Genomic DNA, 26300 nt, shown 5'->3' on the forward strand with positions numbered 1-26300 from the left:
ATGGGCGCATGAACCTGCTCCTGCTCGCCGCCGCGGTCGCGATGCTCGTCCGGGCGCTCGCGGCCGCCCGGCTCGACCGGTGGAACCTCGGTGCTCCGGTGGTCATGGTGCTCGCCGGGGTCCTGGTCGGCGTGCTGTACGAGGACTCGATCGCCGCCGTGCTGAACACCGAGGCGGTGCAGCACATCGCGGAGATCATCCTCGCGGTGCTGCTGTTCGTCGACGCCACCGAGGTGCGCGGCGGCCGCCTGTGGGGCGGTTATCCCGGCCTGGTCGCCCGGGTGCTGTTCATCGCGCTGCCGCTGAGTCTCGCGCTCGCGGCACTGCTGGGCTGGCTGCTGTTCCCCGACCTGCCGTGGGCGGTGCTCCTGCTGGTCGCGGGCGTCACCATGCCGACCGACTTCGCGCCCGCGGAACAGCTGGTCCGCGACCGGACGCTGTCGATGCGGGTGCGCAGCGTGCTCAACGTCGAAAGCGGCTACAACGACGGGATCGTCTCCCCGCTGTTCCTCTTCGCCCTGATCCTCGCCGGCGCCGAGACCCAGCAGCGGACGCCACTCGACGCGCTCGCGACGGCGCTGCCCTTCGCCGTCAAGGCCGTGGTCGCGGGCGTCCTGCTGGGCAGTGTCCTCGCGTGGCTGCTGGACCGGGCCCACCACGCCGGGTGGCTGACGGCCCAGTCCGGGCGCATCGCGGTGCTGCTGGCGCCGCTGCTGACCTACACCGTCACCGTCGCGGCCGACGGCAACGGGTTCGTCGCCTCGTTCGTCTGCGGTATCGCCTTCCGCTACGTGCACCGGCTGCTCAAGGCCCGCCGGGTCCGCGACGGCCGCGGCGACCGCGCGGAGGTCCGGGCCGACGCCCTGAGCAAGGACCTGCACCTGCTGGAGGACGTCACCACCCTGCTGACCACGACCATGTGGTTCGTCGTCGGGATCGCGGCCGTCCTGGCGTTCTCGCTGGGCGTCTCGTGGCAGGTGGTGGTCTTCTGCGCCGCGGCGCTCACCGTGGTCCGCCTGGTCCCGGTGCTGCTCTCGCTGACCGGCTCGAAGCTGTCCGGGCGCGAACGCGTGCTCGTCGGGGCACTGGGCCCGCGCGGCACGACGACGATCGTTTTCGGGCTGCTGGCGTTCAACAAGCTGCCCGAGGGACCGGCGGCCGACACGATCCTGGTGATCACCGTCGCATGTGTCCTGGGCAGCGTGGTCCTGCACGGGATCGGTGCCCGGCCGCTGGCGCTCATGCTGACCCGGCGACGCGCCCGGCGGTGACGTCCGGCCAGGTGCGTCGCCGAGGGCGTCAGCTGCTCTCGGCTGCCGACGCGCGGGCGTGCTCCTTCGTCGCGGCCACCTTCTCGGCCAGGCGTCCCTCCCACGGGTCGTCGCCGGTCTCGTACTCGTCGTGGCGCCGCCACCACGAATACGCCGGGTCCTGCGGGTAACCCTCCGGGGAGTCCTCCCAGTCCTCCTGCCGCCCGAACGGGGTCAGGTCGAGATAGCTCCAGGTGCTGCCCAGCGCTTCGTCGCCGCGGTGGTTGAGGAAGTACGTGCGGAACACCCGGTCGCCGTCGCGGACGAAGACGTTCGTGCCGTGCCATTCGTCCACGCCGAAGTCGGCGTCGAAGCTGTCGGTGAGGGTGTACCAGGGCGCGGTCCAGCCCATCTCGGCCTTCAGCCGCGCGATGTCCGGCTGCGGTGCCCGCGACACCCGGACGTAGGTGGTGTTGCGGGCGTTCAGGTGGGCGAGGTGCCCGACCTGGTCGGCCATCATCGAGCAGCCCACGCAGCCGCGTTCCGGCCAGCCGTGCACCCCCGGCTCGAAGAAGAAGCGGTAGACGATCAGCTGACGGCGGCCCTCGAACAGGTCCGGCAGGCGCACCCGCCCGGCCGGGCCGTCGAACCGGTAGTCCGCCGTCACCTCCGTCCACGGCATCCGCCGCCGCTCGGCGGCCAGCGCGTCGTGCGCCCGGGTCAGTTCCTTCTCCTTCACCAGCAGTTTCCGGCGGGCGGCATCCCACTCCGCGGCGGACACCAGCGGTGGCGTTTCCATCGTGCTTTCCTCTCGTCGAAGCCGGCTCGATGGTTGGACATCGCCGGAGCGCGAAAGGAATCGTCACCGCGCGGTGCAGGCCAGCTCGGACAGTGGCTGGACCGCTCCGTTCACCACCGCTCCCCAGGTCGTCGTCGCACCCGGGGGCAGTGCCCCGTTGTAGGCCGCGTTGACCGCCGTGACCTGGCGGCCTGCCTGGCTCGGGAGTGCGTTCCACGAGTTGGCCAGCTGCTGGGTGCCCGCGAACGAGAACGACGTGGTCCAGCCCGTGAGCGCCGCCGTCCCGGTGTTCCGGACGGTGAACTCCAGCTGGTGCCCGCCGGACCAGGTGGACGTCACCGCGGAGGTCGCCGCGCAGGACGGGCCGGACGGCACCGGCGTCGTGGTGCTCGTGGTCGGCGTGGTGGTCGGTGTGCTGTCTCCGGTCGTGTAGGTGACAGCGGTGTAGTCCGCCGTGCAGCCCGACAGGCACTGGTCCGGCAGGGTGAACCGGTAGACGCGGCCGTTGCCGACCAGCGTGTCGGCGGCGTCCCTGACCCGGATCGCGTACGCGGTGCCCGCCGTCGTGGTCGGGCCGATGACGAAGGACTGTCCCATGTCGCTGTTCGGCTGGGCCTGCTGCCAGGTGCCGTCCGCGCCGAGATACTCGACCCCGTGGATGCCGTTCGGCAGGTGGGACACCGCGATGGCCGTCCAGTACCGTTGCGCGCCCTTGAGGAAGCCCAGCTTGAGGTCGCCGGTGTAGTCCGGCGACGGCACGAACGACCACGAAATGCGCCGGTTGTTCCAGTGCGCGGGGTTCATGTCACCCACCGGGACGCCGTTCTTGACGAACCGGTTCAGCGACGCCGTCGCCAGGTCCAGGTGACCGGGGTCGTCGCGGCACCAGGCGTTCGCGTCGCCGCAGCTGTCGGCCACGACCATGGTCAGCTGGGCGCCTTCGTAGCCGTCGGACACCCAGGAACCGTTGCGGCAGAACGGCTGTCCCGGCGCCCCGTCGTTGACACCGGTGCAGTAGGCGCCGATCGTCACCTGCACGAACCGCCCGCAGTTGCGGCCGTTGTCCCAGAGGCCGATCTTGCCGGCCTGCGACGGCGGCAGCGGCCGCGGGTAGAAGCTGTAGTCACCGGGAGTGTTGTAGACGTTGAGCGCCACGAAATCGGGCGAATCGAGAACGTTCTGGGGGAGGCCGCAGCCGCCGTACGGGGAGCCGAGCGCGTCGAAGTGGGTTGCGTAGCCTGTCACCGGCGTTGCCGCCACGGCGGCCGGTTTTCCGCCGTATACCACGGAAAACGCGAGGACCAGGGTGGCGACCGCGGCGAGCACGGCCGGTCGGCGGCGGACGGATCCCATGGGCTCTCCTAAGCGCCGTTGCTCGTTCTGGAAGCGCTCCCAGACTGCTCCGCGCCGGGGCGGTTGTCAACGGCCGGGCTTTCCGGCCGCCGGTATTACAAATGTCACCGCCGGTCGATGAGGGACGGCACTGCCGGTTCCCGCGCCTGCTCGCGACGATGGTTCCCGGCAAGGGCAGCAGGGTCCGAGGAGGAATGGTGAACAGCGAGAACGTCGGCGGCTCGGCGGCACGGGCCGCGCTGGGCCCGGCACGGCGCCTGGTCGTCTGCTACCTGGTCCTCAGTGTGCTCACCCTCGGCGCGATCGTGCTGCTGCGGAACGACCCCGGCCTGGTCACCGACGCGGTGTGGATCCGCGGGTCGATCGTCGCCGTCACGGCCTTCCTGATGCTGACGTTCGCGTCGGGTGCCGCGAAGGGCAACCCGCGTGCGCTGCTGCGGCTGCGGATCGTCTCGGCGATCATGATCGTCGTCATCGGGGTGATCGTCGCGCTGCCGGGTGTTTTCCCGGTGTGGCTGAGGATCGAGCAGGCCGTCTGCGGGGTGCTGCTGCTCGGGGTCGCCGCGATCGTGAACGGCAAGCGGGTCCGCGCCGCCTTCGCGAAGTGACCGGCCAGGGTCTGTCCTGAGTGGACGGCCGGGGCGGACGACGTCCGCCCCGGCCGCTGCACCGCGTCAGCGGTGGCAGGGATCACCCGCCGGGTGGGCCGGCGTTCCGTGCACGTCGGCCTGGGACTCCGCCAGCACGATCTTCGCCAGCGCCGTCTCCAGGGCGACCGCCTGCTGCTTCACCACGCCGTTCGCCACGGTCTGGCCGTTCAGCTTCAGCGTGCCGATCACCAGCGGGATCGTCAGCGGCGCCGAGCCCACCGCCACCGGAACCCCGTTGATCTTCAGCGAAGCGACGTTCGAACTGCCGGTCAGGACCGGGGCGAGCCCGCTCGGTGAAGGCTGGCACGTCGCCGCCGCCTGTGACTGGATCACGCCCAGCTCGATCGTCAGGCCCACCGTGCTGATCACCGTCTTGTCGATGCGGGCCGCCGCCTGCGCGTGGTCGCCCGCCGCCGGTGCCGCCGACTGGTCGTCCGGCGCCAGGTCCGTCGAGGCCGTCAGCGCGTGCGTCTGCACCTTGATCAGGCCCGCGTTGAGCGTCGCGTCGAGGACGGACGCGCTGTCGTCGGCGCAGGGCAGGTTCGCCGGGTTCGCCACGGCCGCGGTGATGCCGATGACGTTCGCCGCGGTGGCCGTGCAGGAGAACGTGCCGTCGCGGTCGTCGTCGACGATCGTGCCGACGCCGATCGGGTCGACCAGCCCGGCGCCGGACGGGGCCGACAGCGTCACGGTGAACGTCTCGTCCGGCTCGTCGACCGTGTCCGGGTTGACCAGCACGGTCACCGGCTTGGCCGTCTCACCGGGCGCGAAGGTGACGTCCCCGCCGGCCGCCTGGTAGTCGGCCGGGGCGGTCGCGGTGCCGTCCGAGGTGGCGTAGTGCACGGTCACCGGGTTCGGGCTCGGCCCGCCCAGCAGCGACACCGTGAAGGTCGCCGGCACCGGCGGGCCGCCGGAACCCTCCGCGACCGTCACGTCGTTGATGCTCAGGCCGAGCACGCGCACGGTCGTCGTCTCGACGAACCCGCGGGACACGCCGTCGACCAGGTAGTCGACCGTGCAGTGGTAGGTGCCGGGGGCGGCGTCGGCCGCGGCCGCGACCGTCTCGGTGAACGTCGCGACGTCGCCGCTGGTCACCTTGACGCTTGCCGGCGCGTTGGTGACCGTCAGCTGCGGGTCGCAGCTGGTGACCTTGGGGGCCACGGTGACCTCGATGGACTTGATGCCGTCGAGGATCGCCTGCGACACCTGGCTCGACGGGACGTTGTTCAGCAGCACGCCGCCGGTGGCCGAGGTGATCGCGCTGGCCTGGCCCGCCGAGTCGAGCGCGCCGACGTTGACCGCGACCACGCGGATGTTCGCCGCCTTGAGCGCGTCGATGGTCTGGGCCAGGGTGTGCCCGCCGCTCGGGTCGTGCGACGGCGCGTCGCCGAACCAGGCGATGATGCGGGTGCCGTCCGGGCGGAAGGCGACCGCGCCGGTCGCCAGCTGGTAGAGGGCGTTGAGGTCGGCCTCCGGGATGTCCCCGCCGCCCGAGGCGACCCACTGGTTGATGCCCGCCTGCACCGCGCTGGTGTTCCCGGTGATGTCCTGGTTCACCTTGAACGGCACGGCGTCGGTGAAGTCCTTGTACTCGGCGACGCCGAACTGCGCGGTCGGCTGCGCGGCGAGGACGTCCCCGGTGATCGCGCCGGCGTTCGCGCGGACGTTGGCGATGGCGCCTCCCATGCTGCCGGTCGTGTCGGCGAGCAGCACGAGATCGGGGTTCGGCGGCACGGCGGAGGTGGTCACGTGCTTGGTGACGGCGGTGCTCTCGCCGGCGGCGAGGGTGAGGTCGACGGTGGCCGGGTCGACCCCGGGCGGCGCGGCGAGCGCGACCGCCGGTGGAGCGAGGAGTGCGGTGACGGCGGTGACCGCGACGAAGAGCGATCTTCGCGACATGGACGTCCCTTTCGACAACCGGCCGGAGCCGGAAATCCGCTGGCTTGCCTGAGAGAGACGAAATTCGTCGCGCCGCGTTAGCCGGGCCCGCGAACGTTACCCGGACCGCCCCGTGTCAAGGCGGCGGGCGGGGGAGGGACGCCTTGAGGCGCCCACGCGGACCATGACCGCGCTGGGCCGTCCCGGCGACCGGGCGCGGGCCGCCGTCGCACTGAAGTGTGGGGGCGAGGTCCGTGCAGTGCACCTTTCGTGGTCGCCCCGGCTGCGTTTTCCGGCGTTCGGCAGGCGAAGTACCACCGGATGTCGTAACGGGGCAGCCCGATGACGCCGACGGGTGGTCCAGGTTCCGGACGGCCCTCCGGTGGGTAGCCCAGTGGTGTGAGCTGAGCAGGCCCTGCCTGCTGCGACGAGTGAGAGGTGATCACATGAGCCAGGGCGACGCCCCGGTCGGGCGATCGGTGAAAACGGCGGCGGCCGGCGTACGGGATCTCGCCGCGGAGGCGGCACGGGTGGGGGCGGCCGCGGCCGCGCGGGCGGTCGAGATCACCGACCGGAAGCTGGCCGAAGGCAAGGACGAACTCGCGAAGGTCGGCCGCGCGGCGACCAGGGAACTGGACAAGAGCACCCGCTCTTCCCGCCGCGACGTGCTGGCGAACTCGACGGCGGCCCGCGACGAGGTGCTGGCCAGGGCGGCGAAGATGCGCGACCCGGGCCGCAAGGCCGCCCAGGCGGTGGCGACCGTGGTGAGTTCGGCGGGCGAGCCGGGCCGCAAGCGCCGCAAGGCGGTGGCGGCGGCGAAGCGGGACCTGGCGGTCGCGCTGCGTGAAGCGAAGAGCGTGGCCCGCGGCGAGCGCACGAAGAAGGCCCGCTGGCCATGGCTGGTGGCCCTCGGCGCCCTGGCGGCGGCCATCGTGGCGGTGGCCAAGGTCCGGCGGCCGAACCCGCTGGCGGACGAGGCGGCCGCGGGGTCGGGTTCGGGTTCGGGTTCGGCGGAGAAGCCGTCGACCCAGTCCAGCGGCAACGCGGCGGCGCTGTCCGCGGAGAAGCCCGCGGGGACCACCGCCGCCGGAACCACCCCTGCCGGGGCCAAGCCGTCCGGGACCGCGGCGGCCGGGAGCACGCCTGGCGGGACCACTTCTGCCGGGACTGCGCCTGGGGCCAAGCCCGGTGGGACCGCGGCGTCCGGGACCACGTCCTCCGGAACCGCGCCTGCGGCCAAGCCCGCCGGGACCACCCCTTCGGCGAAGCCCGCCCACCAGGCCGAGAAGCCGTCGTCGGCCAAGGAGTCGGAGAAGGTCTCGTCGTCCGGTGGCAAGTCCGGCGAGGGTTCGAACGGCCGCGCGCCCGCGGGCCGCGGTCAGCACAAGGCGCACTAGCCGTTGCCACGCTGCCCGCGCCCGAGGTGACCTTGGGCGCGGGCAGTCCGCTACTGTCCCGGTAAGCGCTTACTCGCACCGGGAACGGGGGACGCAATGGGCTGGCAGTTCGCCGTGAGCACGCTCGGCATGCCGGGAGTCCCGGTCCGCGAAGCGGCACGCATCGCGCTCGCCCACGGCTGCGCGGGCCTCGAACTGCGCGTCCACCCCGGCGAGGAAGTCCACTTGGGACTTCCACCCCGGGCCGTCGACCAGGTCCGGTCCCTGCTCGACGGCGAAGGGCTCGCCGTCGCCTGCCTCGCCGGCTACGCCAAGGTCGCCGCACCGGGGGGCGACCGGCCGGTGGTCGACGAGCTGAAAGCCCTGATCGAGCTGGCCCACCGGATCGGCACGGCCGCGATCCGCGTCTTCCCGGGCGGCGACGGGGACGCGCCGTCCCGCATCACCGCCGTCCTCGACGACCTTCGCGACGCCGGCGTGCGGCTGCTGGTCGAGACGCACGATTCGCACCCCACCGGCGCCGCGGCGCTGGCGCTGGTCGCCCAGTTCGATCCGGGCTTGGCCGCCGTGCTGTGGGACGCCGTCCACCCGTGGCGGGCGGGGGAAGAGCCCGCCACCACGCGGGAGGTGCTGGGTGAGCACCTCGGCTACTTCCAGGTCAAGGACGCGGTGGGCCGCGACGACCCGACGCCCGCCCCGCCGGGGGAGGGCGCCGTCCCGCTCGGGGCGTGCGGTGAGGCCCTGCGCGGGTGGTCCGGGTGGGTCTCCCTGGAGTGGGAGAAGGCCTGGTACCCGGACCTCCCGCCGGTCGAGGTGCCCCTCCGCGGCGCCGCGGAGTGGTTTCACCGGTACGCGCCGCGCTAGCGTCCGGAGAAGTTCACGTCACTGCAGAAGTAGTACGACTGGTCCAGGTGGCTCGCCTGCCAGATGGTGTAGACGACGTGCCGCCCGGTCCGGCTGCCCGCGTTCACCGCGACCTGGTACTGGCCCGCCGGGGCGAGCTTGCCCGTCTGGGCGACCAGTTCGAGGTTGCCCCAGCCGAGCGGCTGGGTCGCGGCGTCGAAGCCCTGCTTGGTGATGTACACCCGCAGGTAGTCCGCGCCGTGGCGGGCCTGGTCGGTGATCGTGAGGGTGAACCGGTTGTCCTTGTTCGCCATCTGCCACGCGCCCACCGTGTCCAGCGCGTTGTAGCGCGGCGCCTGCGTGCGGCCGCCGCTGCACAGCGTTCCGTCGGGGATCGCGGCCTGGTGGTTGCCCGCCACCCCTTCGCGGTAGAGGCCGTTCCAGTTCCACATCGCGTTCGGGTCGGCCTGCCAGGCCTGCCAGCACATCGGGTCCTTGGTCGCCATCGCCGGGTTCTGGAAGTCGCTGCCCCAGCGCGCCCAGCAGCCGTAGTTGCGCGACGGCGGGTCGGTGGCGGACCCGTGCGCTTCGGCGACGCCGGTGAGGACGCCGCCCAGCAGCACGGCCGCCAGGGCCGTCACCACCAGGGAGAGAAAGGGCCGTATCCGTCGGGGAACCACACTGTCCTCCTTCGTCGGGTGCCATCGCTGGGAGCGCTCCCAAACGATCGACGCCCGCACCATACGCGGCGGCCCGCGTCGTCGACCACCGCGGCATCAGCCCAGAGCCGTTGCGGCACAGCAGGTTCCGCGACGGCGGCGTGCTGAACGGCTCCTGAACAGCGCAGCCGCGCGGGCCGGTGCTCGCCCGATCGGTCCTCTGGCCGCCGACGCACCGTGAAGACGTCACGGGCGGCTGCTCCGCCGGGGTGGATCCGGAAAACTTGTCACCGGGAAACGGGGACTTGAAGCCGTTCCCGTTCGGTGCTATAGAAAAAAGGGAAGCGCAGGACATGACCTGGTGACATCGCGAGACGATCCGGGGAGTGAACGACGATGCCGGACAAGATCGCCCGTTCGGCCGCGACCGACGGGTTCGCCGAGCTGGTGCTGGCCGATCCCGCGTGGGTCAGGGCGGAGTTCGACGCGATCGTGGCCGCGAACTTCGACCCGCCTCCGCCGCCGGTGCCCGCTTCCCGGCGTCCCCCGGGGATGCCCCGTCCGGTTCTCGTCCTCGGTGTGCCGCGCCGTCACCCGCGTGTCCGGCCGCCCGCCGGGACGTGCCCGTGCCGGGAGCGGTCCCCGCCGCGGCCTTGATCGTCCTAAGTGGATGGACAGCGCGAAAGGGGAGTGATGCCGTGCCGCACCCGGAGTTCCACGGCTCCGGCGCCCGTTGCCTGCCCCGACCGCGGCCGGTCCGACGACCACGACGTCCCGGCCACCGCGCCTCCAGGCGCACTTCCGCGGCAGCCGGCGCCCCGTGCCGGGTGCGGTCGAGTTCGTGAGAACCACCGGACCGAACGGTTTCGACACGCTGGTTCCCCCCGCCGGATCCCCGGCGGGGGACAACCGCGCGCGCAGAGGGAGGAACCTCGATGCCCGACGAGTTCACGCCGCCGAACGACGCCGCCGACCAGCAGGTGCCCGCCCGCCCCGAAGACCCGCACGACCCGGACGTCACGGCCGTGCCCGCCGACGCCGACCCCGCCGACTTCCTCGACCAGCGCCGCGAAGCCCCGGTTCTCGCCGACGGAGAACCCTGGCCCTGACCTGCTCCGGTTCACAGCAAATCGATGACAAAACGATGCAGGCCCTCTAAGGTCGCGGTCAGCGACGGAAGGAGGGGCCGGTGACCGCCGACCGCACGCCTGAACTGACGGTGCAGGTCAGCACCGTGCCCGAAGCCGTCGTCGTGACGGCGGCGGGTGCCCTCGACTTCGGCACCGCACCGGTCCTGCGCGCGCGGGCACGGGCGGCACTGGCCCCGCCGCCGGAGGCGCTCATCGTGGACCTGGCCGGGATCACGTTCTGCGGCTCGGCGGGCCTGCAGGTGATCGCCGAGCTGGCGGCCGCGGCGAAGGCAACGAACCTGCCGTTCGCGCTGGTCACCGAGGGACGCGCGGTGCTGCGGCCCCTCCAGCTCACCCGCCTGGACGCGGGGCTGGCCTTGCATCCGACGGTGACCGGCGCGCGTGCCTGGCTGCGGCAGCTTTCGTGAGCCCGGTGTGCGGCTGCGGCTGCGGCAGGTTTCGTGAGCCCGGCGGCTGGACGCACGGCTGGCCCTGCCCCGGTCCTTGATCCCGCGGGTTAGCCGCGCCCCGGCGGCGGGTAGTCCTCTGCCATGGAAGCGGAGGCGTTGCTGCAGAGCCTGACCCGCGTCGTGACCGCGCTGGACGGCACGGGCATCCGGTTCGCCGTTGCCGGCGGGCTTGCCGTCTACGCCCGGGGTGGGCCGCCGTCGGATCACGATGTCGACCTCTTCCTCAAGCCCGGGGATGCCGAAGCCGCCGCGGAAGTCCTCACCGCCGCCGGGTTGCGGCGGGTGCATCCGCCGGAGGACTGGCTGACGAAGGTCTACGACGGCGACATCCTCGTCGACCTCATCCACCGGCCCAACCACCGGCCGGTGACCGACGAGCTGCTCGACCGCGCGTCGCTGATGCGCGTCGGGTCGACCGCCGCGCCCGTCGTCTCCGGGACCGACCTGCTGGTGGACAAGCTGCTGGTGCTCAGCGCGCACCGGTGCGACTTCGAGCCGCTGCTGCAGATCGCCCGTGACCTGCGCGAGCAGGTCGACTGGACCGACGTTGCCGTGCAGGTCTCGGCGTCCCCGTACGCGCGGGCGTTCCTGAGCCTGCTCGGCGACCTGGCCGTCATCGATCCGAAGGAGGCACTCGTGCCCGAACCACCGCAGTACCTCGTCGCCCGGCTCAGCCGCGCGCTGGCCGAAGACCCCCGCACCGCCGAGCTCGGCGTGCACGTCACCGTGCGGGGCGAGCACGTCCACCTGACCGGCGAAGTCACCTGCCCCGCGCGGAAGGCGGAGGTGGACGCCGTCGTCACCGAATACCTGACCGAGGAACTGGTGCACAACGACGTCCGGGTCGCCGACGTCCGGGAACCGGCGAGCGCGGAGGAGATCGGCCGATGAGGATCGCCGCGGTCGGGGACGTGCACCTGGGCGAGGACTCCCGCGGCCTGCTGCGGCCGGCACTGGACCACCTCGCGGGCACCGCCGACGTCCTGCTGCTGGCCGGGGACCTGACCCGGCACGGCACGCTCGAGGAAGCCCGCGTGGTGGCCGACGAACTCGCCGGGCTCGGCGTGCCGATCGCCGCGGTGCTGGGCAACCATGACCACCACAGCGACGCCGCCGAGCCGATCGCAAACCTGCTGCGCGAGACGGGTGTCGTGGTGCTCGAAGGCGACGCGGCCCGCTTCGACCTGCCGGACGGCTCGCTGGGCGTGGCGGGCGTCAAGGGCTTCGGCGGCGGGTTCGCGGGCAAGTGCGCCAGCCGCTTCGGCGAGCGCGAGATGAAGGACTTCGTCGAGCACACCATGGCGTCGGCCGAATCGTTGCGACAAGCGTTGCAGAGCCTGGACACGGACGTCGTGGTCGCGCTGACCCACTACGCGCCGATCCCCGGCACGCTGCACGGCGAGCCGCCCGAGATCCACCCGTTCCTCGGGTCGTACCTGCTGTGCGAGCCGATCGACGAGGTGGGCGCGGACCTGGCGCTGCACGGCCACGCCCACTTCGGCTGCGAGCAGGGCGTGACGCCGGGCGGGGTGCGGGTGCGCAACGTCGCCCAGCCGGTGATCCGCAAGGCGTACGCGCTGTACGACCTGCACCCGGCGGAGCTGTCCGCGCGCCGGTAGCCGCCGTGCCGGCAGGCCCAGCCTGGTCCTGGCAGACCCAGGTTGGGCGGGGCCTGTCCCGTCCCCGCCCGCGGCCGCAGGATCGGTGCCATGACGAACAGCATGAAAGCGGTCACCATCCCCGAGTTCGGCGCCGCCGAGGTCCTGCGCCTGGCTTCCGTGCCGGTTCCGCGGCCCGGCCCGGGCGAGGTCTCGATCGACGTCGCCTACGCCGGAGCCAACTTCGCCGAGGTCCTCTACCGGCAGGGCGTCGTGGACGTCCCGCTGCCCTTCGTGCCCGGCATCGAGGTCTCCGGGCGGATCCGCGCGCTCGGCGCGGGTGTCGAGGGCCTGGCGGTGGGGCAGCCCGTCGCCGCGCTGACCATCGTGGCGAGCGGGGGCTACGCCGAGGTCGTGACGACCTCCGCCGACCTCGTCGCGCCGCTGGGCGGCACCGGGCTCGACGTCGCCGCCGCGGTGCCGTCCAACAGCACCACCGCCTTCCTCGTGCTCGAGCGGGTGGCCCGGCTCGCGCCCGGGGAAAGCGTGCTGGTGCACGCGGCCGCCGGCGGTGTCGGCAGCCAGCTCGGCCAGGTCGCGCGCCTGCTCGGCGCCGGCCGGGTGGTCGGCACGGTCGGCAGCGCCGCCAAGATCGCCGCGGCGAAGGCGTTCGGCTACGACGAGGTCGTCCTGCGGGACCAGGTCGCGGACACCGGTGCGTTCGACGTCGTCGTCGACATGGTCGGCGGGGCGGCGCGGCGCGCGAGCCTGGACCGGCTGGCGCCGATGGGCCGCCTGGTCGTGATGGGCAACGCCTCCGGTGCCGCGGACGTCGGCATCCCGGCGAACGAGCTGTGGTTCACCAACAAGACCGTCTCCGGCTTCAACCTCGCCGCGTTCTCCGCCGTCTCGCCGGAGATCGTGGGCCGGGCGCTGCGGCGGGCGGTCGCGGCCGTCGCCGGCGGTGACCTGCGGGTCGACGTGGAATCCCTGCCGCTCGCCGACGCCGTGCAGGCGCACCGGCGCATCGAGTCGGGCTCGACGACCGGCAAGCTGGTGCTGCGGGTGTGACGCGGGTCCGCCTTGAGACGGCGGCCGCATCGCGCATAATGGCCCCTGACCGACTGCTTGGTATGTGCCGGGCACCACACGAAGGAGACACGCTGCCGTGAACTCGTTCAAGGATCGCGTCGCGATCGTCACCGGGGCCAGCCGGGGCATCGGCCTCGGGATCGCGAAGACGCTCGTCGAGCGCGGCGCCAAGGTGTGCCTCACCGCACGCAAGCCCGAAGCCCTCGAAGAGGCCGTCAGCTCCCTCGGCGGCCCGGACGTCGCGATGTTCGTGGCAGGCAAGGCCGACGACACCGACCACCAGGACGAGACGGTCGCGAAGACGATCGAGACGTTCGGGCGGCTCGACTACCTGGTCAACAACACCGGCATCAACCCCGTCTACGGCCCGACGCTGGACATCGACCCGGCCGCCGCGGCCAAGATCCTCGGCGTGAACGTGCTCGCCCCGCTGGGCTGGACGAAGCGGGCCCGCGACGCGTGGATGGGCGAGCACGGCGGCGCGGTCGTCAACGTCGCCTCGGTCGCCGGCCTCGGCGCGTCGCCGGGGATCGGCATGTACGGCGTCAGCAAGGCCGCGCTGATCCGGCTGACCGTCGAGCTCGGCGCCGAGCTGGGACCGAAGATCCGGGTCAACGCCGTCGCCCCGGCCGTGGTCAAGACGAAGTTCGCGACCGCGCTGTACGAAGGCCGCGAGGAGGAGGTCGCCGCGGCGTACCCGATGAAGCGGCTGGGCGTGCCGTCCGACATCGCGGGCGCGGTGGCGTTCCTGCTGTCCGACGACGCGGGCTGGATCACCGGCCAGACCGTCGTCCTCGACGGCGGCGTGACCCTCGGCGGTGGCCTGTGACCGGCGTCGTCGTCACCGGGGGCGGCGGCGGGATCGGCGCCGCGCTGGCCCGCCGGTTCGCCGCCGAAGGTGCCCGGGTGGTCGTGGCCGACCTGGACGGGGACAAGGCCGCCGAGGTCGCCGCCGAGGTCGGCGGGACGGCGTTCGCCGGCGACGTCGCCAGCCCCGAAGGCGTCGCCCGGCTGGTGGACAGCGCCCGCGAAACGCTCGGCGAGATCGACGTCTTCTGTGCCAACGCGGGCATCGCCCCGTTCGGCAGCGCGGAGAACACCGAAGAGGTCTGGGCGCGCACGTGGGACGTCAACGTGATGTCCCACGTCCGCGCGGCGAACCTGCTGCTGCCCGCCTGGCTGGAGCGCGGCAAGGGGCACTTCGTCGCGACGGTGTCCGCGGCGGGCCTGCTGACCAGCCTCGGCTCGGCGCCCTACTCGGTGACCAAGCACGCGGCGCTGGCGTTCGCCGAATGGCTGTCGGTGACCTACCGGCACCGCGGCATCACCGTCCAGGCGATCTGCCCGCAGGGCGTGCGCACGGCCATGCTGGAGAGCACGGGCACCGCGGGCCAGCTGATCATGGGCGCGGCGGCGATCGAGCCGGAGCAGGTCGCCGACGCGCTGTTCGCGGCGATGGCGGAGAACCGGTTCCTGGTCCTGCCGCACCCGGAGGTCGCGGGCTACTACGCGACGCGCGCCACGGAGACCGACCGGTGGCTCGGCGGGATGAACAAGCTGCAGCGCAAGGTGGAGGAGGCCGTCGGCGAGCTGTGACGTCCTCGCCGCGAAAGTCACTTGTGGACAGTGGCCGGGTGCCGGTCGGCGCCCATCCGGATACTGTGTGATCACTCCGGCCGCCGTCCGCGCGGGACGGAGCGGTGCAGCGGGAGGACAGAACGGTGAGCGGGCACGCCTTCCTCGTCCTCGGGCCGCTCGAAGTGCTCGACGGCGCGGGCACCGCGCTGACCATCACCCGCCGCAAGCCGCGGCTGCTGCTGGCCCTGCTGCTCTTCCGGGCGAACTCCGTCGTCCCCGCTGCCCAGCTGCTGCACCACCTGTGGGACGGCCGGCCGCCCGCCTCGGCCGTGGCGAACCTCCAGTCCTACGTCACCGAGCTGCGGCGGGTGCTCGCGACCCCGGCCGTCCCCGGCACCGAGCGGCTGCAGACCCGGCCGGGCGGGTACCTGCTGCGGGTCGACGACGGCGAGTCCGACGTCGGCCGGTTCGCCGCGCTCGCCGTCCGGGGCGCCGACGAGCTGGCCGCCGGTTCGCCCGCCGCCGCGATGGAACACCTCAGTGCCGCGCTGGCGCTGTGGCGCGGCCCGGTGCTGAGCGGGCTGGACGTGCCGGAGCTGCTCCGGCCCGACGTCGAAGAACTCGAAGAAAAGCGGCTGCGTGCCGCCGAGCACCGGGCGCAGGCGTGGCTCGATCTCGGCTGTCCCACCGTCGCGGCCGCCGAGCTGCGCGCGCTGACCGGGCAGCACCCGCTGCGGGAACGGCCGTGGGAGCTGTTCATGCTGGCGCTGCACCGCGGCGGCCGGACCGACGAGGCACTGGCGGCCTACCGGCGCGCGCGTGCGGTGCTGGCCGGCGAGCTGGGCATCGAACCGGGGCCCGGGCTGCGCCGGATGCAGCAGGCGATCCTGACCGGCGACCCGGCCGTCGACGCACCGCCGGAGCCGGGCCGCGTCGCCGCGGTCCGCCCGCGGCAGCTGCCGCCGGACGTGGTCACCGTCGTCGGCCGCGCGCCACTGCTGGAAACCCTGGACGCGCTGGTCCGCCCGGACGGGCCCCGGCCCGCGGCGGTCGTGCTGGCCGGGCCTGCCGGGGTCGGGAAGACGACGCTGGCGGTGCAGTGGGCGCACCGGGCCGCGCCGCACTTCCCGGACGGCCAGCTGTACGCCGACCTGCACGGCTACTCGCCCTCGCCTGCGGTGCCCGCCATGCAGGTGCTGACCGGGTTCCTGCACGCGCTCGGCGTCCGGCCCGGCCAGGTGCCGACCGAGCAGGCGGACGCCGCGGCGCTCTACCGCTCGCTGCTGGCCGACCGCCGGGTGCTCGTCGTCCTGGACAACGTCTCCTCCGCCGAACAGGCGCGGCCGCTGCTGCCCGGCAGCGCGGGCTCGGCGGCGCTGATCACCAGCCGGGACCGGCTCGCCGGGCTGACCGCGACCCTCGACGCCCGCGTCCTGCCGCTGCCCGAGCTGTCCGCCGACGACTCGGTCGCGCTGCTGGCCGCCGTGCTCGGCGCGGACCGCGTCGAGGCGGAGGCGGACGCGGCCCGGCAGCTGGCACAGCTGTGCGCGGGCCTGCCGCTGGCCCTGCGGATCGTCGCGGCGAACTTGCTGCGGTGGCCCGGCCAGCCACTGGCCGGCTACCTCGCGGAACTGACCGGCGGCGACCTGCTGACCAAGCTGGAGGTGCCCGGCGACGAACGGCTGGGCCTGCGGCGCACCCTCGACTTCTCCTACGACGCGGTGTCGGACGCGGCCGCGCAGTTCTTCTGCCTGCTCGGGTGCGTGCCGGGGGAGGAGATCAGCCTCGCCGGGGCGGCCGCGCTGGCCGGTGCCGACGTCTTCCACACCGCGCATCTGCTGCGCGAGCTGGTCGCGAGCCACCTCGTGCAGCCGCGCGGTGCCGACCGGTTCGGGATGCACGACCTCGTCCGCGCCTACGCCGCCGGTCGCGCGGCGGACTTGGCGGAGCGGACGCGCGACGAGGCGCTCGGCCGGCTGTTCGAGTACTACCTGCGGATCGCCGACCGTGCCGCGAAGGCGTTGTACCCGGACTTCCGCCGCCTGCCGGACGAGCGGCCCGCCGAGACCGCCGAGAAGCCGTTCGCCCCGGCGGAAGCACGCCAGTGGCTCCTGACGGAGCACCCCAATCTGCTGGCCGCCATCCGCTGGGCCGCCGAGCACGGCCCGGCGGCCGTCGCCTGGCGGCTCGCCGACGTGCTGCGCGGGTTCTTCCACTCGCACCGGCTGGACGCCGAGTGGGAGGCGGCCGCGACCGCGGGCCTGGCCGCGGCGCGGCGGGCGGAGGACCGGCACGCGGCCGGGGCCATGCGGCACAGCCTCGGCGCGCTGGCCTGGAGCCGCGGCAGCTACCAGCAGGCGCTCACCGAACTCGGCGCGGCCCGCGAGTGCTATCTCGCCGCGGGCGCGCTCGACGGCGCGGACTCCGTGCTGCAGGCGTTCGGCGTCGTGTACCTCGACCTCGGGCAGCTCGAGGACGCGATCGAGCACTTCACGGCGGCGCTGGGCGCGGCCGAAGAGCGCGGCACCGAAGCGCAGGTGGCCAACAGCCTGATCAACCTCGGCGCCACGCTGCTGGACCACGGACGGCTCGCCGAAGGAATCCGGAGCAACGAACGCGCGCTGGAGATCTGCCGGACGGTCGGTTCCCCGCACGCGGCCGCCATCGCCCAGTGCAACCTCGGCTACGGCTACCGCGCGACCGGGCAGCTGCGGCGCGCGCACGCGGTCCTCACCGAAGCACTGGCCGTCCTGCGCGAACTGGGTTCACGCGAGGACGAAGCGGACGCACTGGCCCGGCTGGCCGCGGTGCACCGGATCGCCGGAGACGCGGCGGCCCGCGCGTGCGCGGCACAGGCGCTGGTGATCGCGCGGGAGGCGGGCAACCGGCGGTTCGAGACGGACGCACTGGGCGAGCTGGGCCACATCCACCGGCTCGCGAGGGAGACCGACGCGGCGCGGGCGTGTTACCTCGAAATGTTGCAGCAGGCCAAGGAAACGGGCTACCGGCGTGGTGAGATCATCGCCACGATCGGGCTCTCGGCGGTCGACCCGGCAACGGCATCGGCCCACGCAACGGAGGCGTTGCGCCTCGCCGAGCGCGGCGGCTTCCGTCCGTTGGCGGAGCTGGCCCGGCTCCGCCTGGCCGAAGCGACCCTCGAAGCGGGGGACACGGCGGCAGCGGGAGAGCACGCCAGGACGGCGGCCGGGGAACTGGGCCGGGCCGGACACCGGATCGGCGAGGCCGACGCCTGGGTCGTCCAGGGAAGGGTCCGGCTGGCCTCCGGCGACCCCGAAGCGGCCCGCGACTGCGCGCAGGAGGCTGAGGCGGCGCTGCGGGACAGCGGGGCGGAAGCCGTGATGGTCCGGGTGCGTGCGCTGCTGGCGGAGGTTTCCGCGGCTCGGCCATCGGGCTGAGGGCGGGTTCAGTTGGTGGGCAACAGCGCTCGGCGTATCACAAGGCGTACGCTGCCTGCCGTCGCCGGGGTTCCCGGATGTCGTTCACCGGCGCGGGATTCGCCGGGCCGAGGGTGAGCAGAGCCGAGCCGAAGCCCGTCGGCCGGTGGCGGGCCGCGCCGCCGGAGCGGTCGGTTGTGATGAGGCCCGACTCTCTCAGCACCGTTGCGTGCTGGCTGGCGCTGGCCGCGGAAATCCGCAGCTCCGTTGCCAGCTCGGTGGTCGTCGGCGCGGACAGGGCGCAGATGGCTTCGAGGACCGCGGCGCGTGTGCGGCCCAGCAGCTGCTCCGCCGAGCGGCTCGGGGCCTCGCCGAACCATCCCGGGCGGCGCCCGACCGGGTACACCAGCACCGGCTGCCGTCCGGGGTCGAGGAGGGTCACCGGAGACTGCCAGCAGAACATCGACGGCACCAGCAGCAGCCCGCGGCCGCCGAGGTGCAGTTCCTGGTCGACCGGGTAGGCCACCTCGAGCACCGGGGAGTTCCACCGGACCGTCGGATGCAGCGTCGCGAGCAGTCCCTCGACACCGCTGTTCAGCAGCGTGTGGCCGCGCTGCAGGCGGTCGGCGCGCACCAGGCCGGTGATCGCCGACCACGACGGGGCGAGCGCGACCGCGAAGTACTGCCGGATCGCGTGCCCGAGGCGGCGCAGCACGTCGAGGCACCCGTCGGCGAGCGCCGGGGCCCACGCGGGCGGGCGCCGCTCGGCCGCGAGTGCGGTCAGGTCCGCCCGGACCACCGAACGCGGGGTGCTCAGCACGCCGTCGATCGCGCTGTCGAGGTCGTACGCGCCGAGGGCCGGTGTGAGGAAGTCCACCGAGTACCCGCGCGGCGGCGCCAGCGCGAAGAGCAGGGCCGCCGACCGGTCCAGCCGGGCGCGGACCGACGAGCGCCAGTCGCCGAACACGGCGGGCGCCGCCCCGCCCTGGAGCTGGTGGCTGCTCAGCAGCGTTTCCCACATCGGATCCGGCTCTTCCAGAATCCGCGTGCGGGCGAGGTCGTCCGCCTCGAAATGGATGCGCAGCATCGTCCCCCCGGTTCCCCCTGGTCGCGCCGACTATGACGGCAGCCGCCATACACCCGCCACACACGCCTGCATGGTGACCGCTTTGTCCGGTTTCGGCGGAGGGTGAAACCTCTGGACACCGGCGCCGCGGTCGTCGAAGGTGGCGGCACGGACGCGCGTGGGGGGTGTCCGTGCGACTTCCGGCGTGCCATGGGGTGCTCTGCCGCGGCTGGTCGTGAGTGGTAATGAGGGTTCTAACCCGAATTACCACTCACGACCGCGGACCGGCGCAGCAGCGTCGGGCTAGCTCCAGCTGACGGCTCGCCAGCCGGTGCACTCCAGCTTGGCGGAGTCGTGGCAGACGCGGATCAGCGCACCCGAGACCATCCGGGTCCAGACCGGGTCGCAGGGGATGCCGGTGCCGTTGGGCCAGCAGTTCCCGGTGACCACCTCTTCGTGGACGATGGAGCCGTCGGACCGTCCGGTCTGCATCGCCGTGCGGAAGTCGCGGTTGTCCCGGCTGGACTGGACGCGCGCCCAGTAGGCACCGCAGTCGTAGCTGTGCCGGATCTCGACGAGGTCGCCCCAGTAGGCGGTGAAGGATTCGATGGTGGACGCGCTGGCCGAACAGCCGGTCGACTGCGGGTCCAGGCCCTGGCAGCCCGAGTGCACGCAGGCGGCGGCGAGCTTCTGGGGCGCGACCGTCGCTGCGCCCGCCTGCGCCGGCTGCACGGCCAACGTGGTGAGGAGCAGTGCCAGGACGGCCGCTGCCTTGCCGAAGAGGGATTTCGTCGTCATGCTCGTCCGCTCACTTTTCTTTCCTGATCCGTTTTCCGATGCATCCCGGGCCCGGGGCCGTCCCAGCGTGCGGGCGGAAGCGCCGTCGAGCAAGCGGTTTCAGCCAGCGCTGAAACCGTTGCCATTCGGTCAGCCGGTGCCGCAAGATCATCGCGTCGTCCATCCCACGGAACAAGGAAATCCTCATGTACAAGCCTGTTCTGCGCGGCGCGGCCGCGACCGCGGTCGCCGGCACCGCCCTCCTGCTCGCCCCGCAGGCGGCGCTGGCCGAACCGAAGTCCGCGACCTGCCCGCAGAGCTACTGCTCGGTCGTCCAGGTCGACGGTTTCCCCGGCGGAACCCTCTCGGTCGACGCCGACGTGCACGGCGAGGGCAAGGCACGCTTCCAGGTGTGGGGGCCGAACGGCTATTACTGCACCCTCACCTTCGAAGCCGCGGCGGGACCCGGATCCTGGCTGTGCTTCAACGCCCCCGCCGGCCGGTACGCGGCGTCCGTCGAAGGCCCGCAGGGCTCCTCGAACATCGGACTTCGCTGGTGACCGGGATTCCCTGGGCGAAAGCCGGGGTCGTCGCCGTCGCCGCACTGGCCTGCCTGCCCGGTACGGCGTCCGCGGACACCGGCAGGTACATCGTCAGCAGCCGCAGTGCCTCCTACACCTTCGACTACCAGTGGTACCGGGACCTGCCCGCCGACGTGCACGAGCAGGGCCTGACGCAGTTCACCAACGCGACCGACGTAGAAATGTGCACCGCGGAATGGGAGCACGGCAACCTCTACCGCATCAAGGCCTATCCGCCGGGAGCCCGGTACCAGCCGGCCAGCAGTGACACCGACGCGATTGTCAACTGCGCGTACTTCCTGGCCTGACCCCCATTTCGCGAAACAGGGAAACCGATGCCCAGAACTGTTGTGCGCGCGACGATCGTCGGCGTGCTCGCCGCGTCCGCCGCGGCACTCGTCCCGCAGGCCGCCTCGGCGGCCGCGTTCTCCACCACCTGCCAGGACACCGTGTGCGACCTCTACGTGTCGGGCTACAAGGGCGGCGGCCTGTCGATCGACGCCGACGTGCACGGGACCGGCACCGGCCGCTGGGAACTGTGGAGCCTCGACGAAGACTGGTACCACGTCCAGGACTTCGACGCGGCCGCCGGCCCGGGCTCGTGGCTGCGCAGCTGGTCACCCAAGGGCCGCTACCACGCGCGGGTGACCGGCCCGGCGGGCCCGGTGACGATCGGCCTGCGCTGGCTCGACAACCCGACCGGAGGCTGAGAAACGTGCGGGCAAAACTCTTCCGGGCAGCCGTCCCGGCCGTCGTCGCGGTGGGCGCCTGCCTGCTGTTCCCGCAGATCGCCAGCGCGGGCGGCAAGAGCGCGGACTGTTCCACCCCGTCCTGCGAATTCGGCGTGGAGATCACCGGCACGACCACCTTCCACGTCGATTTCGACGTACACGGCAGCGGCGAGGCCCGGTGGACGGTGACCGGCCCGCGGGGCTACGTCTGCACCGACCGGTTCCGTGCCGAGGACCCGCCCCGTTCGGTCACCTGCGTCAACTACCCGACCGGGTTCTACAAGGCGAAGGTGGAAGGCCCCGAGGGGCCGTCCAACATCGGCCTTCGCTGGTAGCCGTCCCGCGGCGGAACAAGAAAGGCAAGAACGTGAGAAGACCGAAAGCCGCTGCCCTGGCGGGCCTGGTCGCGGCGGCGATGATCGTCGCACCCGCCACGGCCGAGGCGCACGGGCCTGGCCACGAAAGCCCGCCGCCGCAAAGTGACAGCCAGCAGAAGGTGATCGAGCGGCTGGACGCGCTGGCGCCGGACTGGCCGTCCGGGGACGACGTGCTGGTCACCGGCTCCGGGGACGAAGACGGGTTCCACCTGTTCGTCGGCCGGGAAAGCGCTTCCTACGCGTTCCGGCCGCTGGCCACCGTGAAACCCTTCGACGCCGACGACCGGTGGCTCGGTCAGTACTGCCTGACCAGCGACCGCAAGCACGTCGTGGTCAACCTGATCACCAGCCGGGCAGTGAACAAGCCGAAGTACCTCGCCGGTGGCGGCCTGGTCTACTCGGTCGCCCTGGCCGACGGCGCGGTCAAGCCGGTCGCCGCCGGTGCCGCGATCAACAGCGCCAGCCTGCGCTGCGGGCAGGGCGGTCGCGCGGCCGTGCTTTCCTACAGCGACACCGAAAGCACCAAGACCGGCGTGTTCGCGATCGACCCGGCCACCGCCAAGGCGACGCAGGTCGCGAAGCTCGACGGCCAGTTCGTCGACCCGGTGCTCGACGGCGCGCAGACGTTCCTGCGGCGGGGCAGCCAGATCGTGCGTGTCCGGGCGGAGAAACCCGGGCAGGCCGAGGTCGTCCACGAAGCCAAGGGCGGGGTCGAGATCGCCGGCGTGCGGGGCGGCAAGCTCGAATTCGCCGAGCGGGCCGGGGGACGCACCGTGGTGCGGACGCTGGACCTCGCCGACCACAAGCTCACCGAGCAGGCGGCCGCCACCGACCCGGCGGCGCAGCTGGTCACCCCCGCCGCCGGTCCGGCCCGGCTGCTCGGCACTGCGACGGCGGCCCGTGCCGGTACCGCCTCCGCCAAGCCGAAAGCCGCGCAAGAGGCACAGGAGATGCGGGTACGTGACGTCAGCGCCGAAGGCCGGATGGCGCTCACCGATCTGCCCAAGGCGGTCGAGGACAAGCGCGGCCACCGCGACGAACTCGGCAGCGATGCCGCGCTGGTCTGGCTCGGTACCGGCGAGACGCTGCGCACCGGTGTGCAGCTGACGCCCGGGGAGAAGGTCGGCACCGGCGTGCCGGCCCGGCGGATGACCGCGGCGGGCGAGCGTGCCGCGGAGGGCAACTTCACCACGCCCAAGTGCGCGGTGCCCCGCAACACGCCGAACCGCCAGGTCTACGGCCCGATCGCGCGGCAGGCGGCCTGGGCGGTCGACCTCGCCACGCTCAACGCGCTTCCGTCGCGGCCCGCCAACTACCGGCAGACCGGGCTTCCCGCGTACAGCCCCAGTTCCGACTTCGCCGTGCCCGCGCTGAAGCCGGGCAACGGCCGGGTCCCGCCCGTGGTGATGAACGGCGTGCTGGCACAGGAGAGCGCTTACAAGCACGCGACCTGGCGCGCGCTGCCCGGGTCCGGCGGCAACCCGCTGATCGGCGACTACTACGGCGCCAAGGGCGGCCTCGACACCATCGACTACGACAACGCCGACTGCGGCTACGGCATCGCCCAGGTGACCACCGGCATGAGCGCGGCGGACACCAGCATCTCGCCGAACGGCAAGGCGAAGATCGCCGTCGACTACACCGAGAACATCACGGCGGGCCTGCAGATCCTGGCGGAGAAGTGGAACACCCTGCAGGACATGGGCATCCGGATGAACAGCGGCAATCCGGACCAGGTGGAGAACTGGTACTTCGCGCTGTGGGCGTACAACTCCGGGATCCAGCCGAGCCCGGCCACCGGCAACACCTCCGGCTGCACGCCGGGCCCGTCGTGCACCGACCGGGCGGGCAACTGGGGTCTCGGCTGGACGAACAACCCGAACAACGACTCCTACCGCGACGGCCGCACGGTCTTCCTGCGGCAGAGCTACGCCGACGCGGCACGGCCGTGGGAATGGCCGTACCAGGAGCGGGTGCTGGGCTGGACCGAGACGCCGATCAAGGACTACAAGGGCGACGAAGCCTACCGGGCGGCGATCAAGAACCCCGGCAACACCACCGGCGGCACCATCACCTACCCGGACCGCAAGCTGTTGTGCACCAGCAGCAACAACTGCAATCCGGACACCGCCAAGCGCTGCGGCTACACCGACGGCGACCTTGCGTTCCACTGCTGGTGGCACGCGCCGGTGACGATGCAGGCCGACTGCGCCAGCATCTGCGCGGCCTCGGCCTACGTCAGCCGGGCGGGCGACCCGGAACCGCCGGGCGACAACCCTTGGCCACCCGCGTGCACGAAGGGCCTGCCCACCGGCACGATCATCGTCGACGAGCTGAGTTCGCCGAACCAGAACATCTTCTGCAACGGCGTCGACTGGTCGCCCAACGGGACGTTCACTTTGGACTTCGGCAAGACGGCGTCGGGCATGCCGATCTCCCAGATCAACTTCCACCAGGTGGCGACCGGGATGGGGGCGCACACGTGGTTCGCGGGCAACGCGCTGGCGAGTGAGCCGGCCAAGCGCGTGACCGGCACGTGGAAGCCGAGCCTTGCCGGCAACGGCACCTACATGGTGCGTGCGCACATCCCGACGGCGGGCGCGTCGGCGGGCAGCGCGGTGTACCGGATCAAGAACGCCAACGGGACGGTCACCGAGCGGGTGATCAACCAGCACGAGCACTTCAACCACTGGAAGTCCCTCGGCGTGCACGTGCTGGGTCCCGGGTCCACTGTGGAGCTGAGCAACGTCACCGCGTCCGACACCACCGCCGACGTCGGCACGGTGGCCTGGGACGCCCTCGCGCTGGTCCCGGTGAAGGGGACCTACCTCGAGGACAAGGTCGACAACGTCGCCTACTTCGACGAGAACCAGAACCTGGACACCCTGGCCCCGGCCAGCTGGATCGCGGGCAAGATGACCAGCCGCCAGTCGATCTACGACTGGGCGATGGACCTCACCGGTCAGGTCGCCGCCAAGCCCGTCTGCGGCGAGGTGGCGAGCGACCAGTGCGTCCGGGCGGCGACGAAGGACGTGTTCACCGCGTGGCGCGACAACGTCGTCCAGGCGGGCACCGATCCGGTGAACCACCCGCGGGGCAAGAGCATCGCGCAGTGGATGGGCTTCGCCAACGCCGCCGATCACCGGCCGTCCTCGGCGTACCTGCCGGACTGGTTCCTCAACGACGACCTGGCGTACAAGATCCGCACCCAGGCGACCGTGTCGTTCCTGCGGGGCGACGACGGGCGTATCGTGCCGGGCTCGGAGGACGTCGACTACCAGCACCGCACCGGCAACACCCACCTCCCGGCGTGGCTGATGGCCCTGTTCGGGGCCCTGAAGCTCGACTACGGCATCGCACCGCCCGATCTGCAGTTCGACCTGGTGGACGCCAACCAGCACAACCACCGGACGACGCACGTCAACGGCAACGAGCACGGGGTGCTCAACGCGCGGGCGTACCGGTTCGGCGGTGCGCCTCCCCAGCTGGTCCAGATGCCGGGTGCGGCCGGGGGAACGGTCGACTGCGTCGTCGCGCACGGGGCAGGCGGCGGGGCGATCGCGCTGCGCACCGCGCTCGGCAGCGACTACCTGACCTCGCAGGTGGCGCGGTGGGCCAACCAGGTCAAGGCCGGGCGCGACCTGAAGAACATCCCGAACGGGGTCGCCCAGACCGCGCTGGACGTGTACAACCTGTTCTTCGACCCGCACGTGGGCACCGGCTCGCCGTTCGCGCAGGCGTCCCCGATCCACCAGGAGCTGCACTTCGCCTCCTGCGCGGATCTGTCGCTGCGCAAGGTGAATTCGTGGACACCGGTGGCGCTGAACAGTTTCATGCCGAGCCAGTACCTCTACCGCGACGGCCAGGCGATGAACCTGGACGGATCGGCACGCACCTCGGCCGATCCGGTGGTGAGCGGCAACTACGGCAACTTCACCGCGCTGCCGCCCCGGCAGCACCAGTGGGGATTCTGCAACCGCCAGGCGGAAGGGGAACAGCCGCCGCGCGGGGAACAGGAAGGCAATCCGTGGGGCATGGCGCTGGCCGATCCCGCGGACGCGAATCCCTCCGGCATGGTGTTCTGCTCCGACGGCACCGTTCCCCATCACGACTACGGCTGATCCGGAAAGGACAGAGGAAATGCGGAAGATCTCCAGCGTGGCCGCTGCGGTGGCCCTCGCGCTCGGCACGGTGCTCGCCGGGCCGTCCGGCGTGGCGCACGCCTCGGCGAGCGAATGCACCGGCGGCAGCAACGGATTCATCGACATGCCGGACGACGCGACCGGCAAGTACGCCACCGGGTTCGTCGTCAACGCCGGCACCACCCCGGTGTACTTCTCGCTGTACTACGGCACGATCAACGGAAGGCAGCGGGGCTGGGCCCACCTCGCCGGGAAGACGTCACCGGCGGGCAGTGACCGGTTCTGGATGGACTGGTCGGGCGGCCGGGTGTCGCCGTGGCTGCAGTGCGGGCCGTTCCCCAACAACCGGAACGGCGGATCCGCCACCACCCCGGCCATGGTGACGGCGGACGACTACCAGTTCCGCGTCTGCGGCTCGGTGTACCCGGACCCGGCCGTCCGGTGCTCGGACTGGTGGTAGCCGACCGGGGGGGGGGGGCCCCCCCGGGGGGGGGGGGGCCCCCCCCCCCGGCCCCCCCCCACCCCCCCCGGCGG

The 26300-nt window shown here is 72.4% G+C and carries 25 protein-coding genes; 19 read left to right on the plus strand and 6 right to left on the minus strand.

All coding sequences use genetic code 11. From position 1 onward, the window contains the following. Positions 1 to 8 precede the first annotated feature (8 nt). Complete coding sequence (locus ABJI51_RS02380) at positions 9 to 1271, plus strand: cation:proton antiporter domain-containing protein (RefSeq protein WP_348947233.1); 1263 nt, start codon at positions 9 to 11, stop codon at positions 1269 to 1271. A 28-nt stretch (positions 1272 to 1299) separates the two neighbouring features. Here ABJI51_RS02380 and ABJI51_RS02385 read toward each other — a convergent pair whose 3' ends face one another. Both ABJI51_RS02385 and ABJI51_RS02390 read right to left on the minus strand, forming a co-directional pair. Then, a complete protein-coding gene (locus tag ABJI51_RS02385; RefSeq protein ID WP_348947234.1) occupies positions 1300 to 2049 on the minus strand; it encodes a DUF899 domain-containing protein in 750 nt (249 codons plus the stop codon). A 63-nt stretch (positions 2050 to 2112) separates the two neighbouring features. Continuing rightward, positions 2113 to 3402: a cellulose binding domain-containing protein gene (locus ABJI51_RS02390; protein WP_348947235.1), complete on the minus strand. Its 1290-nt coding sequence runs from the start codon at positions 3400 to 3402 to the stop codon at positions 2113 to 2115. Positions 3403 to 3599: 197 nt separating this feature from the next. Here ABJI51_RS02390 and ABJI51_RS02395 point away from each other — a divergent pair, with 197 nt between their 5' ends. Further along, the gene (locus ABJI51_RS02395) at positions 3600 to 4010 is read left to right on the plus strand and encodes a hypothetical protein (RefSeq protein ID WP_348947236.1); all 411 of its coding nucleotides are present in this window, start codon (positions 3600 to 3602) and stop codon (positions 4008 to 4010) included. A 66-nt stretch (positions 4011 to 4076) separates the two neighbouring features. On the opposite strand, the gene ABJI51_RS02400 is transcribed toward ABJI51_RS02395, so the two are convergent. Continuing rightward, positions 4077 to 5951: a Calx-beta domain-containing protein gene (locus ABJI51_RS02400; RefSeq protein ID WP_348947237.1), complete on the minus strand. Its 1875-nt coding sequence runs from the start codon at positions 5949 to 5951 to the stop codon at positions 4077 to 4079. 425 nt (positions 5952 to 6376) lie between these two features. Here ABJI51_RS02400 and ABJI51_RS02405 point away from each other — a divergent pair, with 425 nt between their 5' ends. Both ABJI51_RS02405 and ABJI51_RS02410 read left to right on the plus strand, forming a co-directional pair. After that, positions 6377 to 7327: a hypothetical protein gene (locus ABJI51_RS02405; RefSeq protein ID WP_348947238.1), complete on the plus strand. Its 951-nt coding sequence runs from the start codon at positions 6377 to 6379 to the stop codon at positions 7325 to 7327. Between the two features lie 96 nt (positions 7328 to 7423). Continuing rightward, positions 7424 to 8191: a sugar phosphate isomerase/epimerase family protein gene (locus ABJI51_RS02410; protein ID WP_348947239.1), complete on the plus strand. Its 768-nt coding sequence runs from the start codon at positions 7424 to 7426 to the stop codon at positions 8189 to 8191. Here the strand turns inward: ABJI51_RS02410 and ABJI51_RS02415 are convergent. Then, positions 8188 to 8850, minus strand: a complete 663-nt coding sequence (locus ABJI51_RS02415) for a lytic polysaccharide monooxygenase auxiliary activity family 9 protein (RefSeq protein WP_348947240.1) — start codon at positions 8848 to 8850, stop codon at positions 8188 to 8190. The genes ABJI51_RS02410 and ABJI51_RS02415 overlap by 4 nt on opposite strands. A gap of 375 nt (positions 8851 to 9225) precedes the next feature. Between ABJI51_RS02415 and ABJI51_RS02420 the strand changes: the two genes are divergently transcribed. The 9 genes from ABJI51_RS02420 (at position 9226) to ABJI51_RS02460 (ending at position 18113) form a co-directional block, all read left to right on the plus strand. Next, positions 9226 to 9486: a hypothetical protein gene (locus tag ABJI51_RS02420; RefSeq protein ID WP_348947241.1), complete on the plus strand. Its 261-nt coding sequence runs from the start codon at positions 9226 to 9228 to the stop codon at positions 9484 to 9486. 278 nt (positions 9487 to 9764) lie between these two features. Continuing rightward, a complete protein-coding gene (locus ABJI51_RS02425; RefSeq protein WP_348947242.1) occupies positions 9765 to 9938 on the plus strand; it encodes a hypothetical protein in 174 nt (57 codons plus the stop codon). A gap of 80 nt (positions 9939 to 10018) precedes the next feature. Then, positions 10019 to 10387 (plus strand): STAS domain-containing protein, encoded by a 369-nt coding sequence (locus tag ABJI51_RS02430; protein ID WP_348947243.1) that lies wholly within the window; start codon positions 10019 to 10021, stop codon positions 10385 to 10387. 123 nt (positions 10388 to 10510) lie between these two features. Next, positions 10511 to 11320 (plus strand): nucleotidyltransferase family protein, encoded by an 810-nt coding sequence (locus ABJI51_RS02435; RefSeq protein WP_348947244.1) that lies wholly within the window; start codon positions 10511 to 10513, stop codon positions 11318 to 11320. After that, a complete protein-coding gene (locus ABJI51_RS02440; RefSeq protein ID WP_348947245.1) occupies positions 11317 to 12048 on the plus strand; it encodes a metallophosphoesterase family protein in 732 nt (243 codons plus the stop codon). The genes ABJI51_RS02435 and ABJI51_RS02440 overlap by 4 nt, the downstream gene beginning before the upstream one ends. A 90-nt stretch (positions 12049 to 12138) precedes the next feature. Next, entirely contained in the window at positions 12139 to 13098 is a 960-nt protein-coding gene (locus ABJI51_RS02445) for a quinone oxidoreductase family protein (RefSeq protein ID WP_348947246.1), read from the plus strand. 97 nt (positions 13099 to 13195) lie between these two features. Continuing rightward, positions 13196 to 13948, plus strand: a complete 753-nt coding sequence (locus ABJI51_RS02450) for an SDR family oxidoreductase (RefSeq protein WP_103352243.1) — start codon at positions 13196 to 13198, stop codon at positions 13946 to 13948. Continuing rightward, positions 13945 to 14715: an SDR family oxidoreductase gene (locus ABJI51_RS02455; RefSeq protein WP_348947247.1), complete on the plus strand. Its 771-nt coding sequence runs from the start codon at positions 13945 to 13947 to the stop codon at positions 14713 to 14715. Before ABJI51_RS02450 ends, ABJI51_RS02455 begins: the two co-directional genes overlap by 4 nt. A gap of 125 nt (positions 14716 to 14840) precedes the next feature. After that, the gene (locus ABJI51_RS02460) at positions 14841 to 18113 is read left to right on the plus strand and encodes an AfsR/SARP family transcriptional regulator (RefSeq protein WP_348947248.1); all 3273 of its coding nucleotides are present in this window, start codon (positions 14841 to 14843) and stop codon (positions 18111 to 18113) included. Positions 18114 to 18150: 37 nt separating this feature from the next. On the opposite strand, the gene ABJI51_RS02465 is transcribed toward ABJI51_RS02460, so the two are convergent. Both ABJI51_RS02465 and ABJI51_RS02470 read right to left on the minus strand, forming a co-directional pair. Next, the gene (locus ABJI51_RS02465) at positions 18151 to 19179 is read right to left on the minus strand and encodes a winged helix-turn-helix domain-containing protein (RefSeq protein WP_348947249.1); all 1029 of its coding nucleotides are present in this window, start codon (positions 19177 to 19179) and stop codon (positions 18151 to 18153) included. A gap of 282 nt (positions 19180 to 19461) precedes the next feature. After that, positions 19462 to 19956 (minus strand): DUF2690 domain-containing protein, encoded by a 495-nt coding sequence (locus ABJI51_RS02470; RefSeq protein WP_348947250.1) that lies wholly within the window; start codon positions 19954 to 19956, stop codon positions 19462 to 19464. 185 nt (positions 19957 to 20141) lie between these two features. On the opposite strand from ABJI51_RS02470, the gene ABJI51_RS02475 reads away from it, so the two are divergent. Genes ABJI51_RS02475 through ABJI51_RS02500 form a run of 6 tightly spaced genes read left to right on the plus strand, consistent with a single transcriptional unit; the run spans position 20142 to position 26226 of the window. Further along, on the plus strand, positions 20142 to 20495 hold the full coding sequence (locus ABJI51_RS02475; protein WP_348947251.1) for a hypothetical protein: 354 nt from the start codon (positions 20142 to 20144) through the stop codon (positions 20493 to 20495). After that, positions 20492 to 20824 (plus strand): hypothetical protein, encoded by a 333-nt coding sequence (locus ABJI51_RS02480; protein ID WP_348947252.1) that lies wholly within the window; start codon positions 20492 to 20494, stop codon positions 20822 to 20824. Before ABJI51_RS02475 ends, ABJI51_RS02480 begins: the two co-directional genes overlap by 4 nt. A 27-nt stretch (positions 20825 to 20851) precedes the next feature. Then, positions 20852 to 21226 carry a hypothetical protein gene (locus ABJI51_RS02485; RefSeq protein WP_348947253.1) on the plus strand — a complete coding sequence of 125 codons (375 nt, stop codon included), beginning with the start codon at positions 20852 to 20854 and terminating at the stop codon, positions 21224 to 21226. A gap of 5 nt (positions 21227 to 21231) precedes the next feature. Beyond that, the gene (locus ABJI51_RS02490) at positions 21232 to 21582 is read left to right on the plus strand and encodes a hypothetical protein (RefSeq protein WP_348947254.1); all 351 of its coding nucleotides are present in this window, start codon (positions 21232 to 21234) and stop codon (positions 21580 to 21582) included. Between the two features lie 32 nt (positions 21583 to 21614). Further along, complete coding sequence (locus ABJI51_RS02495; RefSeq protein WP_348947255.1) at positions 21615 to 25745, plus strand: golvesin C-terminal-like domain-containing protein; 4131 nt, start codon at positions 21615 to 21617, stop codon at positions 25743 to 25745. Between the two features lie 19 nt (positions 25746 to 25764). Next, positions 25765 to 26226, plus strand: a complete 462-nt coding sequence (locus ABJI51_RS02500) for a hypothetical protein (RefSeq protein ID WP_348947256.1) — start codon at positions 25765 to 25767, stop codon at positions 26224 to 26226. The last annotated feature ends 74 nt before the right edge of the window (positions 26227 to 26300 follow it).

The sequence above is a fragment of the Amycolatopsis melonis genome (genome assembly GCF_040064235.1).
GTDB classification, from domain to species: Bacteria; Actinomycetota; Actinomycetes; order Mycobacteriales; family Pseudonocardiaceae; genus Amycolatopsis; species Amycolatopsis melonis.